The organism is Mucilaginibacter paludis DSM 18603 (assembly GCF_000166195.2).
In the GTDB taxonomy this organism is placed as follows: Bacteria; Bacteroidota; Bacteroidia; order Sphingobacteriales; family Sphingobacteriaceae; genus Mucilaginibacter; species Mucilaginibacter paludis.
In genome coordinates this window covers 1384007-1404854 of the sequence record NZ_CM001403.1, presented here as the reverse complement: position 1 = coordinate 1404854, position 20848 = coordinate 1384007, and the positions used below count along the sequence as shown (strand labels likewise).

At 44.1% G+C, this 20848-nt stretch carries 13 protein-coding genes; 6 read left to right on the top strand and 7 right to left on the bottom strand.

The annotated features are described in order from the left end of the window. Window positions 1-112: 112 nt before the first annotated feature. Both acs and MUCPA_RS05855 read left to right on the top strand, forming a co-directional pair. Window positions 113-2020: an acetate--CoA ligase gene (gene acs, locus MUCPA_RS05860; protein ID WP_008505039.1), complete on the top strand. Its 1908-nt coding sequence runs from the start codon at window positions 113-115 to the stop codon at window positions 2018-2020. Window positions 2021-2219: 199 nt separating this feature from the next. Further along, window positions 2220-2450: a hypothetical protein gene (locus MUCPA_RS05855; RefSeq protein ID WP_217220424.1), complete on the top strand. Its 231-nt coding sequence runs from the start codon at window positions 2220-2222 to the stop codon at window positions 2448-2450. 86 nt (window positions 2451-2536) lie between these two features. On the opposite strand, the gene MUCPA_RS05850 is transcribed toward MUCPA_RS05855, so the two are convergent. After that, a complete protein-coding gene (locus MUCPA_RS05850; RefSeq protein WP_008505038.1) occupies window positions 2537-3970 on the bottom strand; it encodes an AAA family ATPase in 1434 nt (477 codons plus the stop codon). A 279-nt stretch (window positions 3971-4249) separates the two neighbouring features. Further along, entirely contained in the window at window positions 4250-4798 is a 549-nt protein-coding gene (locus MUCPA_RS05845) for a Uma2 family endonuclease (protein WP_008505037.1), read from the bottom strand. A 138-nt stretch (window positions 4799-4936) separates the two neighbouring features. Between MUCPA_RS05845 and MUCPA_RS05840 the strand changes: the two genes are divergently transcribed. The 4 genes from MUCPA_RS05840 (at window position 4937) to MUCPA_RS05820 (ending at window position 11387) form a co-directional block, all read left to right on the top strand. After that, window positions 4937-5122, top strand: a complete 186-nt coding sequence (locus MUCPA_RS05840; protein ID WP_008505035.1) for a CsbD family protein — start codon at window positions 4937-4939, stop codon at window positions 5120-5122. Between the two features lie 1181 nt (window positions 5123-6303). Further along, on the top strand, window positions 6304-8010 hold the full coding sequence (locus MUCPA_RS05830; RefSeq protein ID WP_008505034.1) for a tetratricopeptide repeat protein: 1707 nt from the start codon (window positions 6304-6306) through the stop codon (window positions 8008-8010). A 236-nt stretch (window positions 8011-8246) separates the two neighbouring features. Next, window positions 8247-9011: a 5'/3'-nucleotidase SurE gene (surE, locus tag MUCPA_RS05825; protein WP_008505033.1), complete on the top strand. Its 765-nt coding sequence runs from the start codon at window positions 8247-8249 to the stop codon at window positions 9009-9011. 339 nt (window positions 9012-9350) lie between these two features. Then, window positions 9351-11387, top strand: a complete 2037-nt coding sequence (locus tag MUCPA_RS05820) for an NPCBM/NEW2 domain-containing protein (RefSeq protein ID WP_008505031.1) — start codon at window positions 9351-9353, stop codon at window positions 11385-11387. Between the two features lie 1131 nt (window positions 11388-12518). On the opposite strand, the gene MUCPA_RS05815 is transcribed toward MUCPA_RS05820, so the two are convergent. The 5 genes from MUCPA_RS05815 to MUCPA_RS05795 all read right to left on the bottom strand — a co-directional run bounded on the left by MUCPA_RS05815 (window position 12519) and on the right by MUCPA_RS05795 (window position 20750). Then, window positions 12519-14477: a sialate O-acetylesterase gene (locus tag MUCPA_RS05815; protein ID WP_008505029.1), complete on the bottom strand. Its 1959-nt coding sequence runs from the start codon at window positions 14475-14477 to the stop codon at window positions 12519-12521. A gap of 16 nt (window positions 14478-14493) precedes the next feature. Continuing rightward, entirely contained in the window at window positions 14494-15579 is a 1086-nt protein-coding gene (locus MUCPA_RS05810) for a glycoside hydrolase family 43 protein (protein WP_169316157.1), read from the bottom strand. Between the two features lie 24 nt (window positions 15580-15603). Next, the gene (locus MUCPA_RS05805) at window positions 15604-17766 is read right to left on the bottom strand and encodes an alpha-glucuronidase family glycosyl hydrolase (RefSeq protein WP_040625742.1); all 2163 of its coding nucleotides are present in this window, start codon (window positions 17764-17766) and stop codon (window positions 15604-15606) included. A 534-nt stretch (window positions 17767-18300) separates the two neighbouring features. Further along, on the bottom strand, window positions 18301-19500 hold the full coding sequence (locus MUCPA_RS05800) for a glycoside hydrolase (RefSeq protein ID WP_008505025.1): 1200 nt from the start codon (window positions 19498-19500) through the stop codon (window positions 18301-18303). Window positions 19501-19556: 56 nt separating this feature from the next. Beyond that, a complete protein-coding gene (locus MUCPA_RS05795) occupies window positions 19557-20750 on the bottom strand; it encodes a glycoside hydrolase (protein WP_008505024.1) in 1194 nt (397 codons plus the stop codon). Window positions 20751-20848 lie beyond the last annotated feature (98 nt).

The window sequence follows — 20848 nt, the reverse complement described above, 5'->3', positions numbered from 1 at the left end:
AATATTCAATACCCTGCAGTAAATATTTTCAAATTCTTTTTAATGAATTTTTTTGGGCTAATTTTAGGGTATAAATTGTATTTTAACGCCCTCCAAATATACCTATATCAAAATGAATCTAAAAATAGCATCGTTTGAAGAGTACAAGCAAGTATACCAGCAAAGTGTTGAACAACCCGAACAATTTTGGGAAGGTATAGCTGATAACTTTTTGTGGCGCAAAAAATGGGACAAAGCCCTGGAGTGGAATTTTAAAGAGCCAAGCATCAAATGGTTCCAGGGCGCAAAGCTGAACATTACCGAAAACTGCTTAGACAGGCACCTGGAAGAAAAAGGCGATACCCCCGCCATTATCTGGGAGCCTAACGACCCTAATGAAGATCACCGCATATTAACGTATAAGCAATTACACGACAAAGTTTGCCAGTTTGCCAATGTGCTTAAAAATAACGGCGTAAAAAAAGGCGACAGGGTATGTGTTTATATGCCTATGGTGCCCGAACTGGCTATAGCGGTTTTGGCCTGTGCGCGTTTAGGTGCTATCCACTCGGTGGTGTTTGGCGGTTTTTCGGCCCAATCCATTGCCGACAGGATTATCGATGCGCAGTGCGAAGTGGTAATTACTGCCGACGGTAGCTATCGTGGAATAAAAGAAGTTCCGCTGAAATCGGTTATTGATGATGCCTTGGTGCGTTGCCCGTCTGTTAAGCGGGTAATTGTTTTAACCCGCAGCCATACCGGTGTATCTATGATTAAGGGCCGTGATGTTTGGTGGGAAGATGAAGTTAAGAAAGTAGAAACACAAGGTAACCCCGATTGCCCCGCCGTAGAAATGGATGCCGAGGATATGCTGTTCATCCTGTATACATCCGGCTCAACCGGTAAGCCTAAAGGCGTGGTGCATACCTGCGGCGGTTATATGGTTTATACCGGCTATACCTTTGCCAACGTGTTTCAATATGAGCCGGGCGAGGTGTATTTTTGTACCGCCGATATAGGCTGGATAACCGGGCACTCTTATATTGTTTACGGGCCGCTGTCGCAAGGGGCAACTACGCTGATGTTTGAAGGTATACCTACCTGGCCGGATGCTGGCCGCTTCTGGGATATTGTTCAGGAGTATAAAGTGAACATCTTATACACAGCGCCAACGGCCATCCGCTCGTTAATGAGTTTTGGCGATGATATGCTAAAAGGCAAAGATCTGAGCTCATTGAAAAAGCTGGGCTCGGTAGGTGAACCCATTAATGAAGAAGCATGGCATTGGTTTGACGAAAAAATTGGCCACGGGCAATGCCCCATAGTAGATACCTGGTGGCAAACTGAAACCGGCGGGTTAATGATATCGCCTATATCTAACGTAACGCCAACCAAGCCGGGGTATGCTACATTACCCTTGCCCGGAGTACAGCCGATATTGGTTGATGAAAACGGGAAAGAGATTATAGGTAACGGCGTGAGCGGTAATTTATGTATTAAGTTTCCGTGGCCCGGCATGCTGCGCACTACTTATGGCGACCATGAGCGCTGCCGTACAACCTACTTTGCTACTTATCCCGACCTGTATTTTACAGGAGATGGTTGCTTACGCGATGAGGATGGCTATTACCGCATTACCGGCCGTGTTGATGATGTGCTGAATGTTTCCGGCCACCGGATAGGTACCGCCGAAGTAGAGAACGCCATTAATATGCACTCGAGCGTGGTAGAATCTGCCGTGGTTGGATACCCGCACGATATTAAGGGCCAGGGCGTGTACGCCTTTGTGGTGAGCCCTAACAAGCACGAAAGCGAAGAGCTAACCCGCAAGGATATTATGATGACAGTATCGCGCATTATTGGCGCAATTGCCAGGCCAGATAAAATTCAATTTGTAAGTGGCTTGCCCAAAACGCGTTCGGGTAAAATTATGCGCAGGATATTGAGAAAGATAGCCGAAGGCGAAACATCAAACCTGGGCGATACATCAACCTTGCTTGATCCGGGCGTGGTAGAAGAAATTAAATCCGGGGCCTTGTAATCATTGTCCTTTTCAGCTTTGTCAACTTTTTAGAAGTTGACAAAGCTTGTTATCTATAAAAACATACCTGAGGCGATGATCCCGGAAACAACCCACACTGTATAGACCCGTTGGCCCGGAAGAACTGGCGCTGATAGAGCAGTCGGGTTACCGTCGGTTCCCGAAACGGTTGGCCCAGCAACCCATTTTTTATCCGGTTATGAACGAGGAATATGCCATCCAGATTGCAAGGGATTGGAATGTGCCTGCATGGGGCTCCGGCTTTGTAACCCGCTTTGCCGTATCAAGCAGCTATCTTAAAAAATTTGAGGTGCAAAATGTAGGTGGAGTAATTCATAACGAACTCTGGGTTCCGGCAGAAGAGCTGGAAGAGTTTAATGATCATATCATCGGGCTGATCGAGGTAACCAAAACGTTTTTGCCGGAATAAGAAATTGCCACTTAACCCGAAGTCTGATTTATTAATGATCCAATCTGAAAAATCAAGCTCGGGATTTAAGTATTTCTTAATTTGTGTTATTTAAACAGCGCCTCTACCTTAATATCATTTTGTATCAAACTGGTTTTGTAGCTATTATCTGTTGTTCCAAAAGTGGAGATCATCACCATGAATATTGTTTTTGAAGTTTTGGTTTTGTTTCTGAACACGTCCTGCTTGCGCTGCAGCTCAGTTGCATAGGCCTTATCTATAGTGAAAGTTGAGTTTGAAAACTTCATTTCGCATATACTGATGCAAAAATCCTGCCGGTCGAAAAGCAGGTCGATCTGGGCGCCAGGTTGATCGTTACCCGGAACATACCGCCATACCGATTCCTCCGTATAAACTCCGGCAATGCCTAAGGCTGCTTTAATTTCTTTGGTATGTTTTAAGCATACACTTTCAAATGCAGTGCCGCTCCAGCTTCGCCATGCAGGCGCCGCAGATAATTTAAGCCATGTACCCGCTCCCGATGCCCGGTTGCTGTCGATAAATTTAAGATAGAACCTTGAGTATTCATCAGACAGTTTATAGATGCTGTCCCGTGAGTTTTTTTCAAACGGCAGATAGGCAGAAATAAAGCCTGATTCTGTTAATTCTTCCAAAAGCAAAGATGCTGTACCACCGGTAGAAAGCCCGCAGGTTTTGATGATTTCTTTTCGTGTTAAGCCCGCATGTTTAGCGGAAAGCGCTCTTACAATCGCGATATGCTTATCTGCTTCAGCAAATAAAGATTGATAAAGGTTGTTAAACTCGTTTTGTAAAGCGCCGTCTTTTGTAAAGCAAATCCTGTCAATATTCTGTGCGGCACTTTGTCCGGGTAAAATCTCTTTCAGGTATTGTGGAATGCCGCCTAAGGCCATATATAACTGTACGATCTGATAATGGTCCAGGTTAACATGGTTATACTTTAAATATTCGGCGGTTTCCGCCAGGGTAAATGGCAGTAGCCTGATCTTTTTAGTGATCCTGTTATGTAATCCTCCTTTATTGTTTACTACTTTTTGTATCATCCAGGAAGCCGCAGAGCCACAGATAACGAAAATCAGGTTATTTTGCTTGGTGCCCCAGGAATTCCAAAAAAACTCGAACGCAGGCAGAAAGCCCGATTTAGCTGAGCTTAACCAAGGGAATTCGTCCAGAAAGATGATGCCTTTATTTGCATTCAGCAAAGGCTCTGCATAGTTTTTAAGCATTTGGAATGCTTCTGTCCAGCCTGAAGGGATTGCAGGTGGAATGGGTAACCTCATTAATTCTGCCAGGGTATTTCTGAAATTGCTTAGCTGATCCTTTAAAGTTGCGTTGTGCACGCCAGAAAATTCGAAGATGATGTGTTTGCGGTACGATTCTCTGATCAGGTAGGTTTTGCCTACACGCCTGCGGCCATAAACAGCAAGTAATTGCGCTTCATTTGATTTTAAGGTCTGTTCGAGAATTTTCTTTTCTTCTATCCTGCCAATAATTTCTTTCATTATAGGTGGCTTTATTTAAAGTTCAAGGTGTTTGATGGTAGTTGTGGCTGGATATGTTTTGGTATAATCAGCCATAACCATACAAATATACATACTTGTGGCTGATTATGAAATTTTATAATCAGCCACAAGTGTATTTTAAAAGATAGTTGTGGCTGGATATGTTTTGGTATAATCAGCCATAAGTGTGATTGCCATATCCCTATGGCCATACTGCAATGACTCGCAATTAGTGCTTGCCGTATTTTAAAAAAGGTTTTTTACCGTGGCGGAGGCTCTTTATATGAATATCTTTTCCAGGCCGAAAATTAGGCCTGGTAGTAGTACAGATGTGAGCTGCTCTGTTTTACCAGCCTTTTGTTTGAGTACAAAAATGCCATTCTCCAACACATACACATCAGCGTTTTCTTGCATCGGGTCAAATATGATGTACTCCTTTACACCATATTTCTCGTAGATGTCTTTTTTCTGACGGAGATCATAATACGCGTTAGACGGAGATAAAATTTCAATTACCAGATCCGGTGCGCCTTCGATTCTGTCTTTGATGATCTCTGCTCTTCTTTCCTCGGATATGAATAAAATATCTGGCTGATAAATATTACCGTCATCAAACCTTACATCCGTAGGCGCGTAAAACCATTCTCCCGAGTTTTCTATAGCCGAAAAGAAAGCAATAATGTTGGCAAGCCTGACCAGTATACGCTGATGTAATAAACCCGGAGACGGAGAAATAATTAAATCGTAATGAATTAACTGAAAAGGAGAACCTTCTTCCAGTATCGTATAGTCCTGATCTGTATATTTTTTCTTTTCAGTGGTAGGCATTACACCAAATTAGCTAAAAATAAATTTACTTAAAAGCGGCAGTTTATTATAAATTATTTGATACAGAGCGTCATTATTTTCAAACCAAATTGATGCTGCCTTGTTATCCTTATACATCTAAATAAAAATATAAATATCATGGATAAGTTAGAAATAAAAGGCAAGTGGAACGAGATTAAGGGAAAAGTTAAACAAGCGTATGGCGATTTAACCGAAGATGACCTGACCCACGAAGAAGGAAAAGATGATGAGCTATTGGGCAAGTTACAGCAAAAAACCGGCAAAGGCCGCGATGAGCTGGTGAAATGGATCAATAGTTTGTAAATACTACGGTACAATTAACAAAAAAGGTCGGTTTCATCCGGCCTTTTTTGTTAATTGCTTTTTTGATGGTGTGTTGTGCGGGTGATAAAATGTCGGTTATGCCTAAGTCTCCCAATCAATCTACGCGGCAAAATTTGAATTATAATCAACAATATCTACGGTACGCTTTATGTTTGCCAACGGTAAAATAATTCTTTAATGAGGCCGCCTCATTTCTTTAATGCGCTTTCCGGAAAAAATCAGGGTAAATTCTCCTGGAAAACATTTGCTCTTTCGTTAATCTGCTACACCCATGATCTGGCTTGGAGCAGGCGTTTATGCAATCTCATCAAGATTAAATTTTTACTTTAAATTATTGGGGGTTTTCTGTTGAATTCTGAATTTTTGCTTTTTTTTAATGTTTAGTTCGTCTTTTTCTAACGAATAAAAATTAAAAACTGATTATTTCTGCCTCGTGATGCTTTTTAGTTAGTGTGTATTATGCGTTTAGTTAATTTCTTGTTAAAAATTTACGTTTTAGATAAAATTATTGACACGTTAGAATATTTTATTTAATTTTAGCCCAGTAAATTTATTGTATTAGTAATTATAATGCAGAAAAACAACTCAGGTTCCCTTTCTAATTCCCTCGCGATGGTTTTTTTAGCGGGTTATTTGTTTTGTACGCTCGCAAATTTATTTTTTGTGCCAAAGCTTACATCTCCTGCTCAGCTGACTGTTTTTTCGTCGCAATCAGATTTGATAAAAAGTTATTCTAATCTGCACAGTACTAATTTTGTTCAAATTATAGATAAATCAACACTGGATGCCAAGCATTTTCAGTCTTATCCAATGTGGCCTGTATGTTTACTGTTGATTTTTTCGGGATGCGGTTTCCTGCTGATGCTTAAAACACTCGTCTGGCGGCGGTATCCATTCTATAATTTACAATATTGTTATATCAGTTTTCGCACTTTCCGGATCTGACAATAAATTGCCCTGCCCCCTCACCAATAGTTTATTTGTATTAAGGGAGTTTTTGCAAAAAACGGGCATTGCTTCAAATTAGTTTGACGATGCTGCTCCGCGGGACTAATATCCCCGGCATTAATATCTTTTTAATTTTTAAATGTTATCGCTCTTCATCGGGGAGCACCATGTTTTGTTTTTAGTCATCATATCATAATCCCCCAATTAAAGTTATGAAACTCTTTATTCCACTTGCAGCGGCATCAGCTTTATCTGTGATTTCGCTATCCAATACTTTTGCGCAGAGTTTAACCGAAGCTCAAACCGCTATCGACGCTGAACAATATCAAAAGGCCAAAATGCTATTAACCAAACTTACGCAGGGCGCCAAACCTACCGACGAAGATTGTTTTTATTTAGGCTGGGTATATTTACAGCAGGATTATCCCGATTCGGCCAAAATGGCTTTTAACAAAGGCTTGGGTATCAACCCTAAATCGGCCCTTAATTATATAGGTTTGGGTGCGGCGGCCAAAGCCGATAATGATGCAGCCAACTTGCAGGCTAACTTTACTAAGGCCCTGCCCTTAACCGGGAAAAACGATAAGCCGTATATTTTTATGGCTAAAACTTATTTGTCCGAGCCAAAGCCGGATGCCGATGCCGCTTTGGCAACGTTAGAAAAAGCTGCTGCCTTCGGCACCAAAGATCCGGAGTATTTTATGACACTGGGCGATGCTTATCGCGGTAAAGCAGATAATAACCACGCTTATTTAAACTATGCACAGGCGCAAAGTTTAGATGCCAAAGCCGCCGGTACTTATGTTGCTATCGGAATATTATGGAAACAAGCGCATAACTTTGAGGATGCCACCCAGAAATTTAAAGATGCCCTGACTATAAACCCTAATTATGGGCCTGCTTATCGCGGACTGGCAGAAACAGATTTGTTATGGGCAAAGATGGATCCGAAGATGGCTTCGGCCAAGGTTAAGGAAGGGGCGGATTATTATAAAAAGTATCTTGATTTTACTGATCAATCGGCAGAATCAAAAATGCGTTACGCCGATTTTTTAATACAAGCCGGTGATTATAAGGCGCTGGAGCAGGTAGCTAACCAGCTTGCTCAGTCCAGCAAATCAAATTTAAGAATCTACCGTTACCTTGCCTATTCGGCCTTTGAAAATAAAAACTACCCCGCCGGTTTAGAAGCGATTAACAAATTTATGAAAGAGGCGGAGGCAAAACGGATCATTCCACGCGATTATTTATACCTGGGCCGCCTGCAATTAAACAATAACCTGGATTCGCTGGGTATCATCAGTTTAAAAAAAGCGCTTGAATTAGATAGCACTAACACCGAGGTTTATGCCGAAATTGCCCGCGTATATTATACAAAACAAAAGTATGTGCAGGCTGGCGATGCTTATCAAAAATACATTGCAAGCTCAAAGCAGCCCAAATTGGGCGATTACTTTCGCGAAGGGATGAGCTATTATTTTGGCTACAGCGATCAGTACTACAATAGCGGCCAAAAGCCCGGAGCAGCCCGGCCAGATTCAACTTTGCTAACCAAAGCCGATTCGGCATTTAGCTATGTTCAACAAAAAACAAGCTCAAAGCCCTATCCTGATGTGTTTTTGTACCGTGCAAGGCTCAAAGATATGGAAGAACCCAACAGAAATAACTTACAAGGTTTTGCCAAACCTTTTTACGAGCAGTACATAACGCTTGCAACTGCTACACCGGCGGCCGACGAAAGAGTTAAAAAGAATATTGCCGAAGCCTACGCCTACTTAGGGTCGTACTTTGAGTTTAAAGAAAAGGACGATGCCAAAGCTGCCGAAAATTTTGCGAAGGCAAAGGATGCTTATGCTGATAACAAACAAGCTAAGGCTTATTTCGAGAGGAAAGAAACAGCCTCGGTAAAAGGAAAATAATCTGTATTGATTTGATATTATTGATGAACAAGTCGCCCCTTACCCTGGCGGCTTGTTCAATTTTTAGCGTGTCCCTTTTCTGTTGCATGGATACAGCTAAATAACACGCTGGTGGCGCAGCACGCTGTATTTTGCCGGCTAAAATGATATTGGCAATTGGTTTTTAGCAGGGCTAAAGGCGCAACTATAGTTGATATGAGGTAAGGCATTTATAAAATTCCTACCTTAGTGCCGATATGAAACCTACCATACTTGTAGTAAACGACGACGGCATAACCGCGCCCGGAATTAAGGCGCTGATGGATGTAATGAAGCAGATTGGCAACGTAGTGGTTGTAGCTCCGGATAGTCCACAATCAGGCATGGGCCATGCCATTACCATTGGTAAACCCTTGCGTTTGGATAAAGTTGATATTTACGAAGGCATTGAAATGTACCGCTGCTCGGGCACGCCTGTTGACTGTGTAAAGCTGGCCGTTACCAAAATATTTAAGGGTAAAAAGCCCGACCTGTGTGTATCGGGCATTAACCATGGTCTAAATAACTCCATTAACGTACTGTACTCGGGTACGATGTCTGCCGCGGTTGAAGGCGCTATCGAAAGTATCCCTTCCATCGGCTTTTCACTTGACGACTATACGCTTGATGCCGATTTTAGCCATTGCGAAAAGTTTATTAAACAAATTGCCTTAATGGTTTTGCAAAACGGTTTGCCAACTGCAACCCTGCTCAATGTAAACTTCCCAAATACTGCGCATATTAAAGGCATAAAAATATGCCGCCAGGCCAACGCCAAATGGGCCGAAGAGTTTGATGAACGCCTTGACCCTTATAAGCGTAATTATTACTGGTTAACAGGCGTGTTTCAAAATAACGACCTGGGAGAAGATACTGATGTTTGGGCACTTGAAAATCATTATGTTTCCATCGTCCCTGTTCAGTTTGACCTGACGGCCCATCACGCTATCCCGGTTTTAAACAGCTGGAAGTTTGATGTGTGATAGCCTGTTTTTGTAGAACTAATCCTTACGGTTTCAAATATTTTATTAGCGCTAAACGCTGATTTGATCGGATATTGTTATTTGTTTTTAGCAGTCGCAAAAAATTGAGGCTGCTAAAAACAAAAGTTATTGGGCTGAATTTAGACGACGGTGATCACGCTTGTTTGTCGCATTCGTTAGATTTTTATCCCCTGGCAGAAAATTGAGCCATTAAATTCTGACAGAATTATACTACAAATGTTTAAAAAGCAGTGTATGGAAAAAAAACTTCCTATTTTGGCCGGAGAAATAATTTATCTATCGTTATAAATGGTCTCCCATTTTTAAACCTTGTTGCAAATGACTAACGCTATCAAATTAACTATTGCTGCTGTGCTTATGGGCGGTTTAATCCATCCCTGCATAGCACAGCCGCCAACCCGTACCGTATGGCTCGATCAATTAGATTTGAGCGTTGCCACGCAAGGCTACGGTGTTCCCAAAAAAAATCGTTCGGTGGAAGGGCATACCCTTACCATTGCTGGCAAAACCTTTGAAAGGGGCTTCGGTACCCATGCAGAAAGTTCATTGCTTATTCAACTGGATGGTAAAGCAACTGGATTTGTGGCGCAGGTTGGGATTGACGATGAGGTGAAAGAACATCAGCCGGCGGTTGAGTTTGTGCTGGTAGGCGATGGCAAAAATCTATGGTCAAGTGGTGTGATGCGTTTAGGTGATCAGGCAAAATCATGTAAAGTGCCGTTAATCGGCGTTAAAAGGCTCGAACTTGTGGTTACCGATGGTGGCAATGGTAATTACTACGACCATGCCGACTGGGCTGACGCTAAATTTGAAACCAACGGAGGAAATGCATTGGCGACAATTAGTCCGGTACCAAGAACACCATATATTCTTACCCCGCCGCCTTCTCCTTCGCCTAAAATCAATAGTGCCAGCGTTTTTGGGGTTCGGCCGGGTTCGCCTTTCCAATTCCTGGTAGCGGCCACGGGCGATCGTCCGATGAAGTTTTCTGCCACAGGATTGCCTGCTGGGCTGAAGATTGATGCTGCCACCGGAATTATTACCGGGCAGCTCAGCCAAAAAGGCACTTTCCAGGTTGTACTTGCTGCAACAAACGGCAGAGGTAAAACAAAAAAAACAATGCGTATCGTATGCGGAGAGCGAATTGCACTTACGCCGCCGATGGGATGGAACAGCTGGAACTGTTTTGCCGATCAGGTTTCTGCCGAGAAGGTAAAACGTGCAGCCAAAGCCATGGTGCAAAGCGGCCTCATTAATCACGGGTGGACCTATATCAATATTGATGATTTCTGGCAGAACAACAGGGATTCAAAGGATCCTTCGCTCCGTGGTAAGCTACGCGATGAGGCAGGCAATATTGTACCTAATGTGCGGTTCCCGGATATGAAGGCCCTTGCCGATACTATCCATAGCCTGGGATTGAAAGCCGGGCTCTATTCCAGCCCTGGCCCATGGACCTGCGGTGGTTGTGTGGGAAGTTACGGTTACGAAAAGCCAGATGCGCAAAATTATGCTAAATGGGGGTTTGATTACCTTAAATATGATTGGTGCAGTTATGGGAACGTGATTGATGGTATGCCCGGGAATGATCCTTACAAGGTATCTTCCTTGTCTTACAAGGGAGGCGACCAATTGCAAACGGCTATAAAACCTTACCAGCTGATGGGCGAAGCGCTTAAACAGCAGCCAAGGGACATCGTTTACAGCCTTTGCCAGTACGGGATGTCTGACGTTTGGAAATGGGGCGACTCCGTTGGTGGTACCTGCTGGAGAACCACGAATGATATTACAGATACCTGGGCAAGCGTAAAGAGCATCGCGCTGGCGCAAGATAAAACTGCCGAAGGAGCCAAGCCCGGTAACTGGAGTGATCCGGATATGCTGGTGGTGGGTACAGTAGGGTGGGGCAATCCGCATCCAAGCAAACTGAGACCAGATGAGCAGTACCTCCATTTTAGTTTATGGAGTCTTTTTGCTGCGCCGTTGCTTATTGGCTGCGATATGGAGAAACTGGATGATTTTACGATGAATTTGCTCACTAATGATGAGGTGATTGCCATCGATCAGGATCCGCTTGGCAAACAAGCTACATGTGTTCACACTATTGGCGATTTACGTATTTATGTTAAAGAGCTGGAAGATGGCAGCCGTGCGGTTGGCTTTTGTAATTTTGGCCTCAATATTACCAATATATCCTTCCATGATTTTGATAAACTCGGCATCAAAGGCCGGTATAATGTGCGTGATGTTTGGAGACAAAAAAATGTAATGGTGATGGACAGCCGGAAGGATAAACTTCCACTTCGTGTACCAGCGCATGGCGTTTTGTTATATAAATTTACCGCTGTTAAATAGACTGTATCTGGGAGGATATAACGGAGTACTATTTTAAGTAACAGACCGGGGGGGCGACTTTGTGAATTACAATACTGATTATTAACGCAAAAAAACCATTGACAATCGGTGTGGGTATATATTGTATACTTGCCGGGTTATAATGATGTCTTATTAAGTTATTGATAACCAATGTAAAAGAAAGTGCCGTTGTGAGCAGGGAAGGTAACCGACAGAAGGGTGCTCGTTAATACTAATAAAAATTGACGCAGATTAATACTCGTTAACAATACAGAGCGAGCATGTCTCCGTGAGATTGCTTCGTCCCTTATAATGAGATGCTATTAAGTTGTTGATTGTCTATGCTGAATTTCTCTCCATCATGTCATCCCGACGGGAGGAGGGATCTTCTAAAAGCGGTAAGTATGCATCATATTAGGTGCACTGATTATCAATGTGCTATGTTTGCTAAGATAATCAGTATCCTTAATTTACAACATCGGCCCGCTCAAACGCCGCGGGAAGGGCTTTGTTCTTTTTGTCTTGACACAAAAAGAACCAAAAAAGTCAAGACTGCCCGATCCTTCCGCCCGCGAGGCCTAACCCGGCCCGGCGTGCAGTCGGGGCCTTTGCCCGCTTTCCTATCTGCGCTTGGTAATCTATAAGGTTCAAATGTCATCCCAGTTTTTTTCCAGTTGGCCTGGTCCATTACTTATAATTATGCGCTTTTTTGCGCGCGAAAGCTGTCAACCTAATACCTTTCAGAGACCGACGGTTTTAAATTCCCAACGACATAGTTAAGATGCTTTTTGAACGTCATCCCTTTTTTTTCGGGCACCCGGTTGCTTATTTAGGATGTCTTTCTTCCTATGTGATTAAGTTAAGAATTTGATTGCTTTTGCAATGAATTATAAAAGAGTAACGCAAAGATGCTAAGAAACGCTACATAAAAACTTGCGCCTTGGCGTCTTTGCGTGCAAAATCCCTTAACTTAATAGTGTTGGTTACTTCCTCGTTCCGGATTGCCAAAGAGGGGTAGTTTCGCTATCATGAACTTAAACTGCATGAAGTACTTGCTTCAATAAAAAAGGACAGCGTTGAACTGTCCTTTTTTATTCCCCATACAGCTATCGGCTTATTTTATGTATCTAATCAGGGTTTATCCGTGCGGAAAGGGGAGGCGGGCAGCCCTTCTTTATTCGAAAGATTGGCGCCTTCCGGATTGTCTGCCCACGCATACCTTACATATTGGGGATGATCTACTTCGGGGCTGTAAACAATAACCTTATCGCCTTCAATCCGTGCTTTGGCCCAAACAAACCTTTTATCGGAGCCAGAAATGGCAAATTGATTAAGTGGTTCCCCGTCTTTGGAAGCTAACCCGCCGCCAATATCAGCGAAGCTTAAAATAATCTGATTGCCCCGGATCTCGGCAGAGCGGAAGAGGGGGCCGGAAGAAGTGTTTTTAGCGTCGCCATAAGCCAACTTCTGTGCTGCCAGGGCAAGCCTTTCGCCCACATCTTTTTTATCAAGTGGATGGATGTCATTCCATTCTCCAACATCAATAGTTACGGCCATGGCGGTTGCCGGGAGTGCTAATGCCTGCCTTTGCGCTTCCCTGATCTCTGCCCATGCACTTTCTGACGGTGAATATTGAACTTCCGCATAATTGGGGAGCTGTACAATTAAAAAAGGCAGGTTGCCTTGCTTCCAGTCGGAGCGCCAGCTGTTAATCAGGGTATCCAATAATTCGCCATAGTTCCTGGTGCCTATATTGGCTTCTCCCTGGTACCATATAAAGCCCTTCACCGCAAAGTTGACCGCTGGTGCTATCATAGTGTTGTATAATCCTGTTGGTTCATTCTGGGCTGAAAATGGAGGACCGTTGCCCGCGCCCCGGAACCCTCTGAATGGCGGATAAACAAGTCCTACCTGGTATTGCCAGTCGCCACGCAGGTCTATTGTTGTCTTACCGTCAGTAAGTTCGTATCGCTTCTCCGGTACAAATCCCCCCTTGCCGGAGGTATTGGTAATGCGCACTGTGATTACATTTTTTCCCTCTTTTAATAAACCTGCAGGTATTTCATATCGCCGTGGCGGATACTGATAAGTGATATTGCCAATTTCCTTGCCGTTTACATAAGTTTCATCGGCATCGATAATCCGGCCGAGAAAAAGTTTGGCGGGTTTTCCAGCCATCCCGGCCGGAATGTTGATTTCTTTCCTAAACCAAACTATGCCGTTCAAATCCTTAACACCCTGGTCGGCCCAATACCCTGGGAGCCAGAATTTGTGCCAGTTTTTGGGTTCATAAGCCGGGTCATACCACTTCACATCGCCTGCCAGGCCTTTATCCGTGGCCAGGGCTGTTCGTGTGGCTGCCCCTATGGGCCTTTCAGGCCGTACCATGCGGTTCATTAAGGCGGTATCTTTAAACATCTCGAGCCGTTTGGCGTAGTCGTTAATGTTTTTGATACCGTTTTCGCCAATCCATGCTTGTATTGGGGTACCACCTACGCTCGAATTGATGATGCCGATTGGCACACCATACCTGGCATAAAGTTGTTTAGAAAAAAAATAGGCGACAGCGCCAATATCCAATATATGTTCTTTTGTTGTGCTTACCCAGCTACCTGGCGGCAGATCCTGGTGAACCTGGTCTACATCAGCCAGGGTTGGAACAAAGAAATACCGGATATTAGGAAAGTTGGCAGTAGCTATCTCCTCGGGGTATTTCTCTTTAACCCGCTCCATCTTGATCGTCATGTTGGATTGCCCGGAGCAAAACCATACATCACCAACGAGGATGTCTTTTAAAACAATACGGTTCCTGCCGATGATTTCCATTTGGTATGGGCCACCGGCTTTGGTTTCGGGCAGCGTAACTTGCCATTGGCCTGCACTACTTGTTTTAGTACTTAGCCTGCGGTTGTTAAATTTTATGGTAATTGACTCACCTGGCGATGCCCAACCCCATATTTTAAGTTTGGTATCACGTTGCAGAACCATGCCGTCACTAATCAGTTGTGGCAATCGTACTTGGGCTTTTACCGGTATCGCGTAAAAAATGGTAAAGATTAAAATAAAGTAGGCGAGGCGTAGCTTGTTCATTGTTATACTACACTAATTATTTTTTTACTGTGGTAGTCGGTTTAAAAGGATCGATCATGGCTATGCTGCCATCAGGCTGGTGGTATAGAGGGGTAACCTTAACGTTTCTTAAATGCGTTTTGCCCGAAAGTTGCGTATCATGATAAAACAAATACCACTTGCCCTTAAACTCTACGATGGAATGGTGAGTAGTCCAGCCCTGAACCGGTTTCAGGAAGATGCCTTTGTAATGGAAGGGGCCGTAAGGGCGATCGCCGATGGCGTAAGCCAGTAAATGGGTATCCCCGGTAGAATAGGTGAAATAATACTTCCCGTTGTACTTGTGCATCCACGAGCCTTCGAAAAAGCGACGGTTATGATCTTTACCGAGCAGCGGTTTCCCGGCAGCATCCAGTATGATAACATCCTGAACTGGGCCGTCAAATTCCTTCATGTTTGCTTTCAGTTTAACAACCTTGCAATTCAGCGCTGGCTGATTATCTTTTTGCAGGTCTGTTTTGGAACCGTTTGGATTATATTTTCCACCCGCCCAGCGTTGCAGCTGGCCTCCCCAGATCCCGCCGAAATACATATAAGATTGCCCGTCGGTATCGGTGAACACGGCAGGATCAATGCTGAAACTGCCTTTGATGGGTTGCGGTTCTGCCTTGAAAGGTCCCACGGGGCTTTTGGAGGTTGCAACTCCGATATGAAACACATCTTTTTTGTCTTTTACAGGAAAGTAAAGAAAATACGTCCCGTTATTATAAGCGCAGTCTGGCGCCCATAGCTGCCTGCCTGCCCAGGGGATGTCTTTAATGTCAAGGGCTACGCCGTGGTCGGTAACGGGGCCATCGATACTGTTCATGGAGAGGATATGGTAATCTCTCATTGCAAAATGGTCGCCGTTGTCATTTTCTGGTATGCCCGCGTTGATATCATGTGAAGGGTAGATGTAGATTTTTCCATTGAATACATGAACTGAGGGGTCTGCCGTGTAGATCGATTTGATCAGCGGTTGCGACAAATACTGTTTAGGAGCCTGAGAGAATACATTTACGGCCTGGCAAAGCAGCGGTACAATAAGCATTAACCGCCCTGTTTTAAACTTTCTTTTCATCATGATATTAATTTTTGTTTTATCAAATTAGTTAACTCCTTGTCCGGGCACGTTGGGGTAACGTAAAGACCGGTAGTAGGCCAGGTCATGTTCCGGCCTGTCATACCCCACAGGTATCGGCTGCCTGGAAAAGGTTTGAAAATAGAGTACACATGAATTTCGCCACCTGATGGCTTCTTCATATTGTACAGCCATTAACTGCTGTACTTCACTGAAACGTTCCTGATCCACATAAGGACGGAGTGAGTTCCATGTTTGCTGCATTTTTTTTACAGAATCAGCACCTGCATAGTAGTGATGAACCATTTCTTCCCAAAGGGTTTTTCCCGATCGCATTTTGTATTGCCAGCTGAGGTGATGAAACCACAACAGGTATTCATCCGGGCAAGTGTTCAGGTTGCCAAAATAGGCCTGCACCTCTGGCGAATATTGGCCAAGGGCATTGCTACCGCTTTTTGTACGGTCAAAACCGATACCAGCGGTATCTGCTTTATGGTAATAAACGGCTGTCCAATCCGCCCGCCCCATATTGTCGGTCCAGGGGCCGGGGCCGTAGTGGCCGCTCGCACCCATGATGTGGTGTAAGCCGAGTGGTGTCATGTAGTTCACGGTATTTTCCCGCGATTGTAACATCTCCCGCTTCATGGGGTCTATAAATACTTTTTCGCTGCTAAATGTCATGCGCAACCAATCATCAGCAATAGCCGCCGCACTTGCCTGCGGATTCCAGGCGAGCCTGCCAAAGGCATACCAGTTGGCTTGGGCAAAAGGGTGCCCGCACCAGTTCACATCCGTCCCGATGTTGGCCACACCGGCCATCCCTGTTATCAGTTTGGGATTGTATACTCCTTCTAATATCCGGGCTACGGTACTGTTTTTTCCCTGGCGGTACGTGTCGGCATCCATACATTCTTTAAATAGCGGAGCTTCGTAAACCAGGTGTGTTGAAAAGCCCAGGTATTCTTGCGTAAGCTGCAACTCCAGCATCACCGATGTGTTAGGCAGCGCGCCAAATAGAGGATGGAAAGCCTCCCGGGGCTGGAAATCAATAGGGCCACTTTTTACCTGGATAATAACGTTGGCGTTAAACTGCCCGTCTAATGGTTTAAATTCATTATATGCCTGTTTGGCTCGGTCATCCGGAACCTTGTCGTCATAAACAAATGCGCGCCACATTACAATACCATGGTGTGGCGCCAGTGCGTTACCCAGCATATTGGCGCCATCGGCATGGCTGCGGCCATAGGTTTGCGGCCCAGGCTGACCCTCCGAATTGGCTTTAACCAGGAAGCCTCCGAAATCGGGGATGTAGCTGTATATTTCATCGGTTTTTATCTTCCACCATTTAATAACTTCAGGATCGAGCGGGTCGGCCGTTTTTAAGCCACCAAGTTCAATTGGGCTATCAAATTTAACAGACAGGTAAACCCTGATCCCGTAAGGGCGAAAGGCATCGGCGAGTGCTTTAATTTTAACCAGGTAGGCAGGCGTAAGCATTTGGATACTCGCGTTCACATTATTCAAAACAGAACCGTTAATCCCCACGGAAGCGTTGGCGCGTGCATAATCTATATAACGCGAATCGATATAGCCGGGTAGTTTATGCCAGTTCCAGATGGAAAAGCCCGCATAGCCGCGCTCTACCGTCCGGTTGGGATTATCCCAGTGGTCCAAAACGCGAACCATTGTTCTCGGGTACTCAACAACGTCTAAACCGGAAAGTGTTTTACCTGTTTGCATTAATTTTAGCAAATAAAAGGTACCGTACAAAATACCCAGATCGGAGTTAGCTGTAACAAGCAGAACGTTGCGGCCAGCCTGATTAATCGTTTTGATGACAAATCCATCGTTCCCGATTTTTTTCAACACACTGTCGGGTACCCATTTTTTAAGCGCGCCTATTTTGTTGCTTGTTGCTATTACGGAGCTGCCTTGGGCGCGCACAAGTAATTGGGGTTTTATGCCAATCAATCCATTAAGGCCTAAGTTAAGCTCATCCAACGCAGCTTTTAAGCGATCGGACTCTGAGGGAAAATAGATTTGATTAAGATAGCTACGGTATTCTGTTTTTAAACTGGTGCTGTTTACTGGTTTATATCTTAGCCAAAGGTTATAGCCGTTTTCGCCGTGACACGGCTGGCTAAGCCAAATCATTAATAATGCGACTAATGTGATTAAACGTTGTCTCATAAGGATAGTAATTGGTTTTGTGTCGGGGCGGCCAGCGTTTTATTAATGCAACCGATTGTAAATATAGTAACGTTTTACGGTCTTTATCAAATTACATATAAACAATACTATTCCCCCTTTCTCACCCAAGTTTAGCATTGAAAAGCCTGATTTAACGACAGGTTTATAAGCAACAAAAACAAAATATAGCTGTCGATATGTTTTATCTGATTGTTTTTTAGGTGTTTACACCAGGTAGGGAAGAGGGGGAGTACTTTGCTGATAGCCGGTTACGAAGAAGCTTTGCCTGTAACACATCAACCGATTTGATGATTAATTTAACATTTGTACTATAAAAATGATCATTTGTCATGGTGAAATTTATCATACCTTGCCCAATAGACCCAAAAACAAGGTTACAGCCTTGGCCTTTAATCTATTAAAAAGCAGCCGGCATTAAGAGGGATAACAAAATACCCCGGGGCAAAAGTATTGCGTTTATCCCCCGGGGTTTGTAGTAGTCGTTTGATACGACGGGTTGATTAAGAATTTAACTTAATACTGGTGAAAAGTTGTCACGCTTTGCGCTGGCAGTGTATACGTAAAAGCATTGCCGGTAACAGCTACGCTGGCTAAATTAGCCATGTTTTGCGAGCTTGAGGTTTGAGTTACATTGAATGAACTTAAGCCGGTAATATTTTGTAGGGTGAATGATTGCGAAACCGCAGACGTACTGGTATTAACCGCCACAAGTACAATTCCGCCGTTTCTGTAGGCTGTTAAATAAACACCTGAGCTGGGGTTATAGGTTGCAGCTATACGTACTTTGCCCGGACGTACCCATTTTGCAAACTGGCCAATGGTGTAACCGTTTTTAAAGATAGTGCCGCTATTGGTTACCAGGTTTACATTGGTATCGTTATCATTTACCCACCACCAAAAATAGGTACTCATTTGGTTGTTCATACAGTCGCTGATATTTTTAGCAATCGTCATGCAGGCGGTAATATCAGTTTGCCCGTTAATATAATACTCGGTCATCCAAACATGTTTCCCTTTGTTAATAGCATTTTGATGAACATTAAGCCCCGATCCGTAAATATGGCCGCCTACATACGTTACTTTATTTACGGCGTCGGCATCATTCAAAACCGGATCTGAATAGGCATCATCAAAGTGAAAGGATTCAGGCATAACGATAGGCTTCCCGATAGTTGCCGAGTTGTTTTTAACAAAAGTCAGGATCTGGGCTGGAGTCCATAATACGGCGCCGCTGATATCTGGTTCATTTTGAAAAGAAACGAAGTCTAACCCAATGTTGGTTGCTGCCTGGTTGAGATAAGATGCGTAATTAGCATAATATTGGGGAAGCAGGTAGCCACCTGTGCTTTGGCCATTACTGGTCCAGGCCACCGGGGGCGACCATTCAGAGCCTAAAACCTTAACACCTGCGGCATGGGCTGCGGCCGAGTTTGCAGTTTCATCTGCCCAGTTGGCGCTGTTTTGGTCAATCCGCACACGTAGCAACGACATGCCCAGTGTCCCATAAAGGGCATTGTTTTTTGCTGTGCTTAGCTGTCCGCACCACGCACTGGAGAATCCTATTCCGTCGATTGCCTGATAGAGTGTGCCTCCATCAATCACTGCTGTTCCTTTCAAAGTTTCCTCTTGTGAGGCCTTTTGCTGGATACTGTTTTTGCTGCAACTGCCCATGATGGCTAAAAGCCCAAGCAAGCCTAATAAATTTTTTTTCATAGAAGGTAGTTTTAAGTTTAATAGGTCCCTCCGTGAAGAGCGGGGGGACCTATATTTTAGTTAGATACCAAAGTGGTTACACTGGAGCCAGTCAGATTAATTCCGAAGGTGTTTCCAGTAACAGTTAATGAGTTTGAAGCCAGGTTTGAGGTGCTGTTGGTATAATAGCGATTAAACCCGCTAACCGTGATGCCGCTCAAAGTGAAACTTTGATATGTAGTTGCCGCATTTTGATTTACGATAACAATAACAAGTTTGGTACCGCTTTTATAGGCTGTTACGTACACGCCGCTTGTCGGGTTAGATGTACAAGATATCTTGCTGTAACCCGGGCGTACATAACGTGCATATTGAGCCATAACATAGCCCAATTTAGTGATGGCACTACTTTCGTTGATGGGGCCATAGCTCCTGCGGATATACCACCAAACGTAGGCGGCCCAGCCGGAGTTCATGCAATCGTGAATTTCCTTAGCCGCTGTCATGGCGTTGCCCCAATCGTCTCCGCTGATAGATGAATTGGTATAGTGTTCTGTCATCCATACCGATTTGCCTATACTACCTAAATTATAAGGTGTTTTACCATAAATGTGCCCGCATACAAAGCTGGTGTTTGCTTTTGCGGTAGCATTACTAAGGTAGGTGTTGATAAAAGTTTGATCCATATTAAATGGTTCGGGTGCCATAATGGGTGCACCGCAATTGTTGCCCTGTGCTGCCACAAAATTAGCCACCTCTGTGGCTGTTGCTTCCATCCATCCGGAACCACTATAATTGGGCTCGTTAAAAGGGCTTACCGCGTAAACACCTCCTACAGCAGTGTTATAAGAGCTGATATGTGCCGCAAAAGCACCGTACGATGCGGTGTTAAGATGGTTGCCCGTCATCATGCTGGCAGGTGCGTTCCATGCGGTTGCCACTACCTTTGCTCCAAATCCTTTCGCTGCATCAATAGTTGGTTTCTCCGCTGCAAAACTACTGCTGCTGGTTGGTACCATAACACGTAATATGCTCATCCCGATACCGCTTGTGGTTGAAAAAGCTTTAGTTCTTTGGTCGCTGGTTAAATCAGCCTGCCAGGCCAAAATACTTGCGCCCCCAAAGCCCTGGATGGTTTGTTGCACTGCGCTGGCATCAATAGCAGCGTCGCCCTTTAGGGCCTCGTCTGGAATTTGTTGTTTAACATTCTGTTTGGTACAACTGGCTAATACCAAAACCACGCCCAACAGGCGTAATAATTTTCTTTTCATAAGAGAGGTAAATTTTGGTTAAATAAAATGATTGGTGCCTTCATCAGGCAAGTCAAAACTAAGTACAGCTGCCCGTGAGGAGGTATCACAAATCGGTC

Coding starts and splice junctions, on each gene's coding strand:
- acs (WP_008505039.1), top strand. CDS start 113: ATGAATCTAAAAATAGCATCGTTTGAAGAGTACAAGCAAGTATACCAG.
- MUCPA_RS05855 (WP_217220424.1), top strand. CDS start 2,220: ATGAACGAGGAATATGCCATCCAGATTGCAAGGGATTGGAATGTGCCT.
- MUCPA_RS05850 (WP_008505038.1), bottom strand. CDS start 3,970: ATGAAAGAAATTATTGGCAGGATAGAAGAAAAGAAAATTCTCGAACAG.
- MUCPA_RS05845 (WP_008505037.1), bottom strand. CDS start 4,798: ATGCCTACCACTGAAAAGAAAAAATATACAGATCAGGACTATACGATA.
- MUCPA_RS05840 (WP_008505035.1), top strand. CDS start 4,937: ATGGATAAGTTAGAAATAAAAGGCAAGTGGAACGAGATTAAGGGAAAA.
- MUCPA_RS05830 (WP_008505034.1), top strand. CDS start 6,304: ATGAAACTCTTTATTCCACTTGCAGCGGCATCAGCTTTATCTGTGATT.
- surE (WP_008505033.1), top strand. CDS start 8,247: ATGAAACCTACCATACTTGTAGTAAACGACGACGGCATAACCGCGCCC.
- MUCPA_RS05820 (WP_008505031.1), top strand. CDS start 9,351: ATGACTAACGCTATCAAATTAACTATTGCTGCTGTGCTTATGGGCGGT.
- MUCPA_RS05815 (WP_008505029.1), bottom strand. CDS start 14,477: ATGAACAAGCTACGCCTCGCCTACTTTATTTTAATCTTTACCATTTTT.
- MUCPA_RS05810 (WP_169316157.1), bottom strand. CDS start 15,579: ATGATGAAAAGAAAGTTTAAAACAGGGCGGTTAATGCTTATTGTACCG.
- MUCPA_RS05805 (WP_040625742.1), bottom strand. CDS start 17,766: ATGAGACAACGTTTAATCACATTAGTCGCATTATTAATGATTTGGCTT.
- MUCPA_RS05800 (WP_008505025.1), bottom strand. CDS start 19,500: ATGAAAAAAAATTTATTAGGCTTGCTTGGGCTTTTAGCCATCATGGGC.
- MUCPA_RS05795 (WP_008505024.1), bottom strand. CDS start 20,750: ATGAAAAGAAAATTATTACGCCTGTTGGGCGTGGTTTTGGTATTAGCC.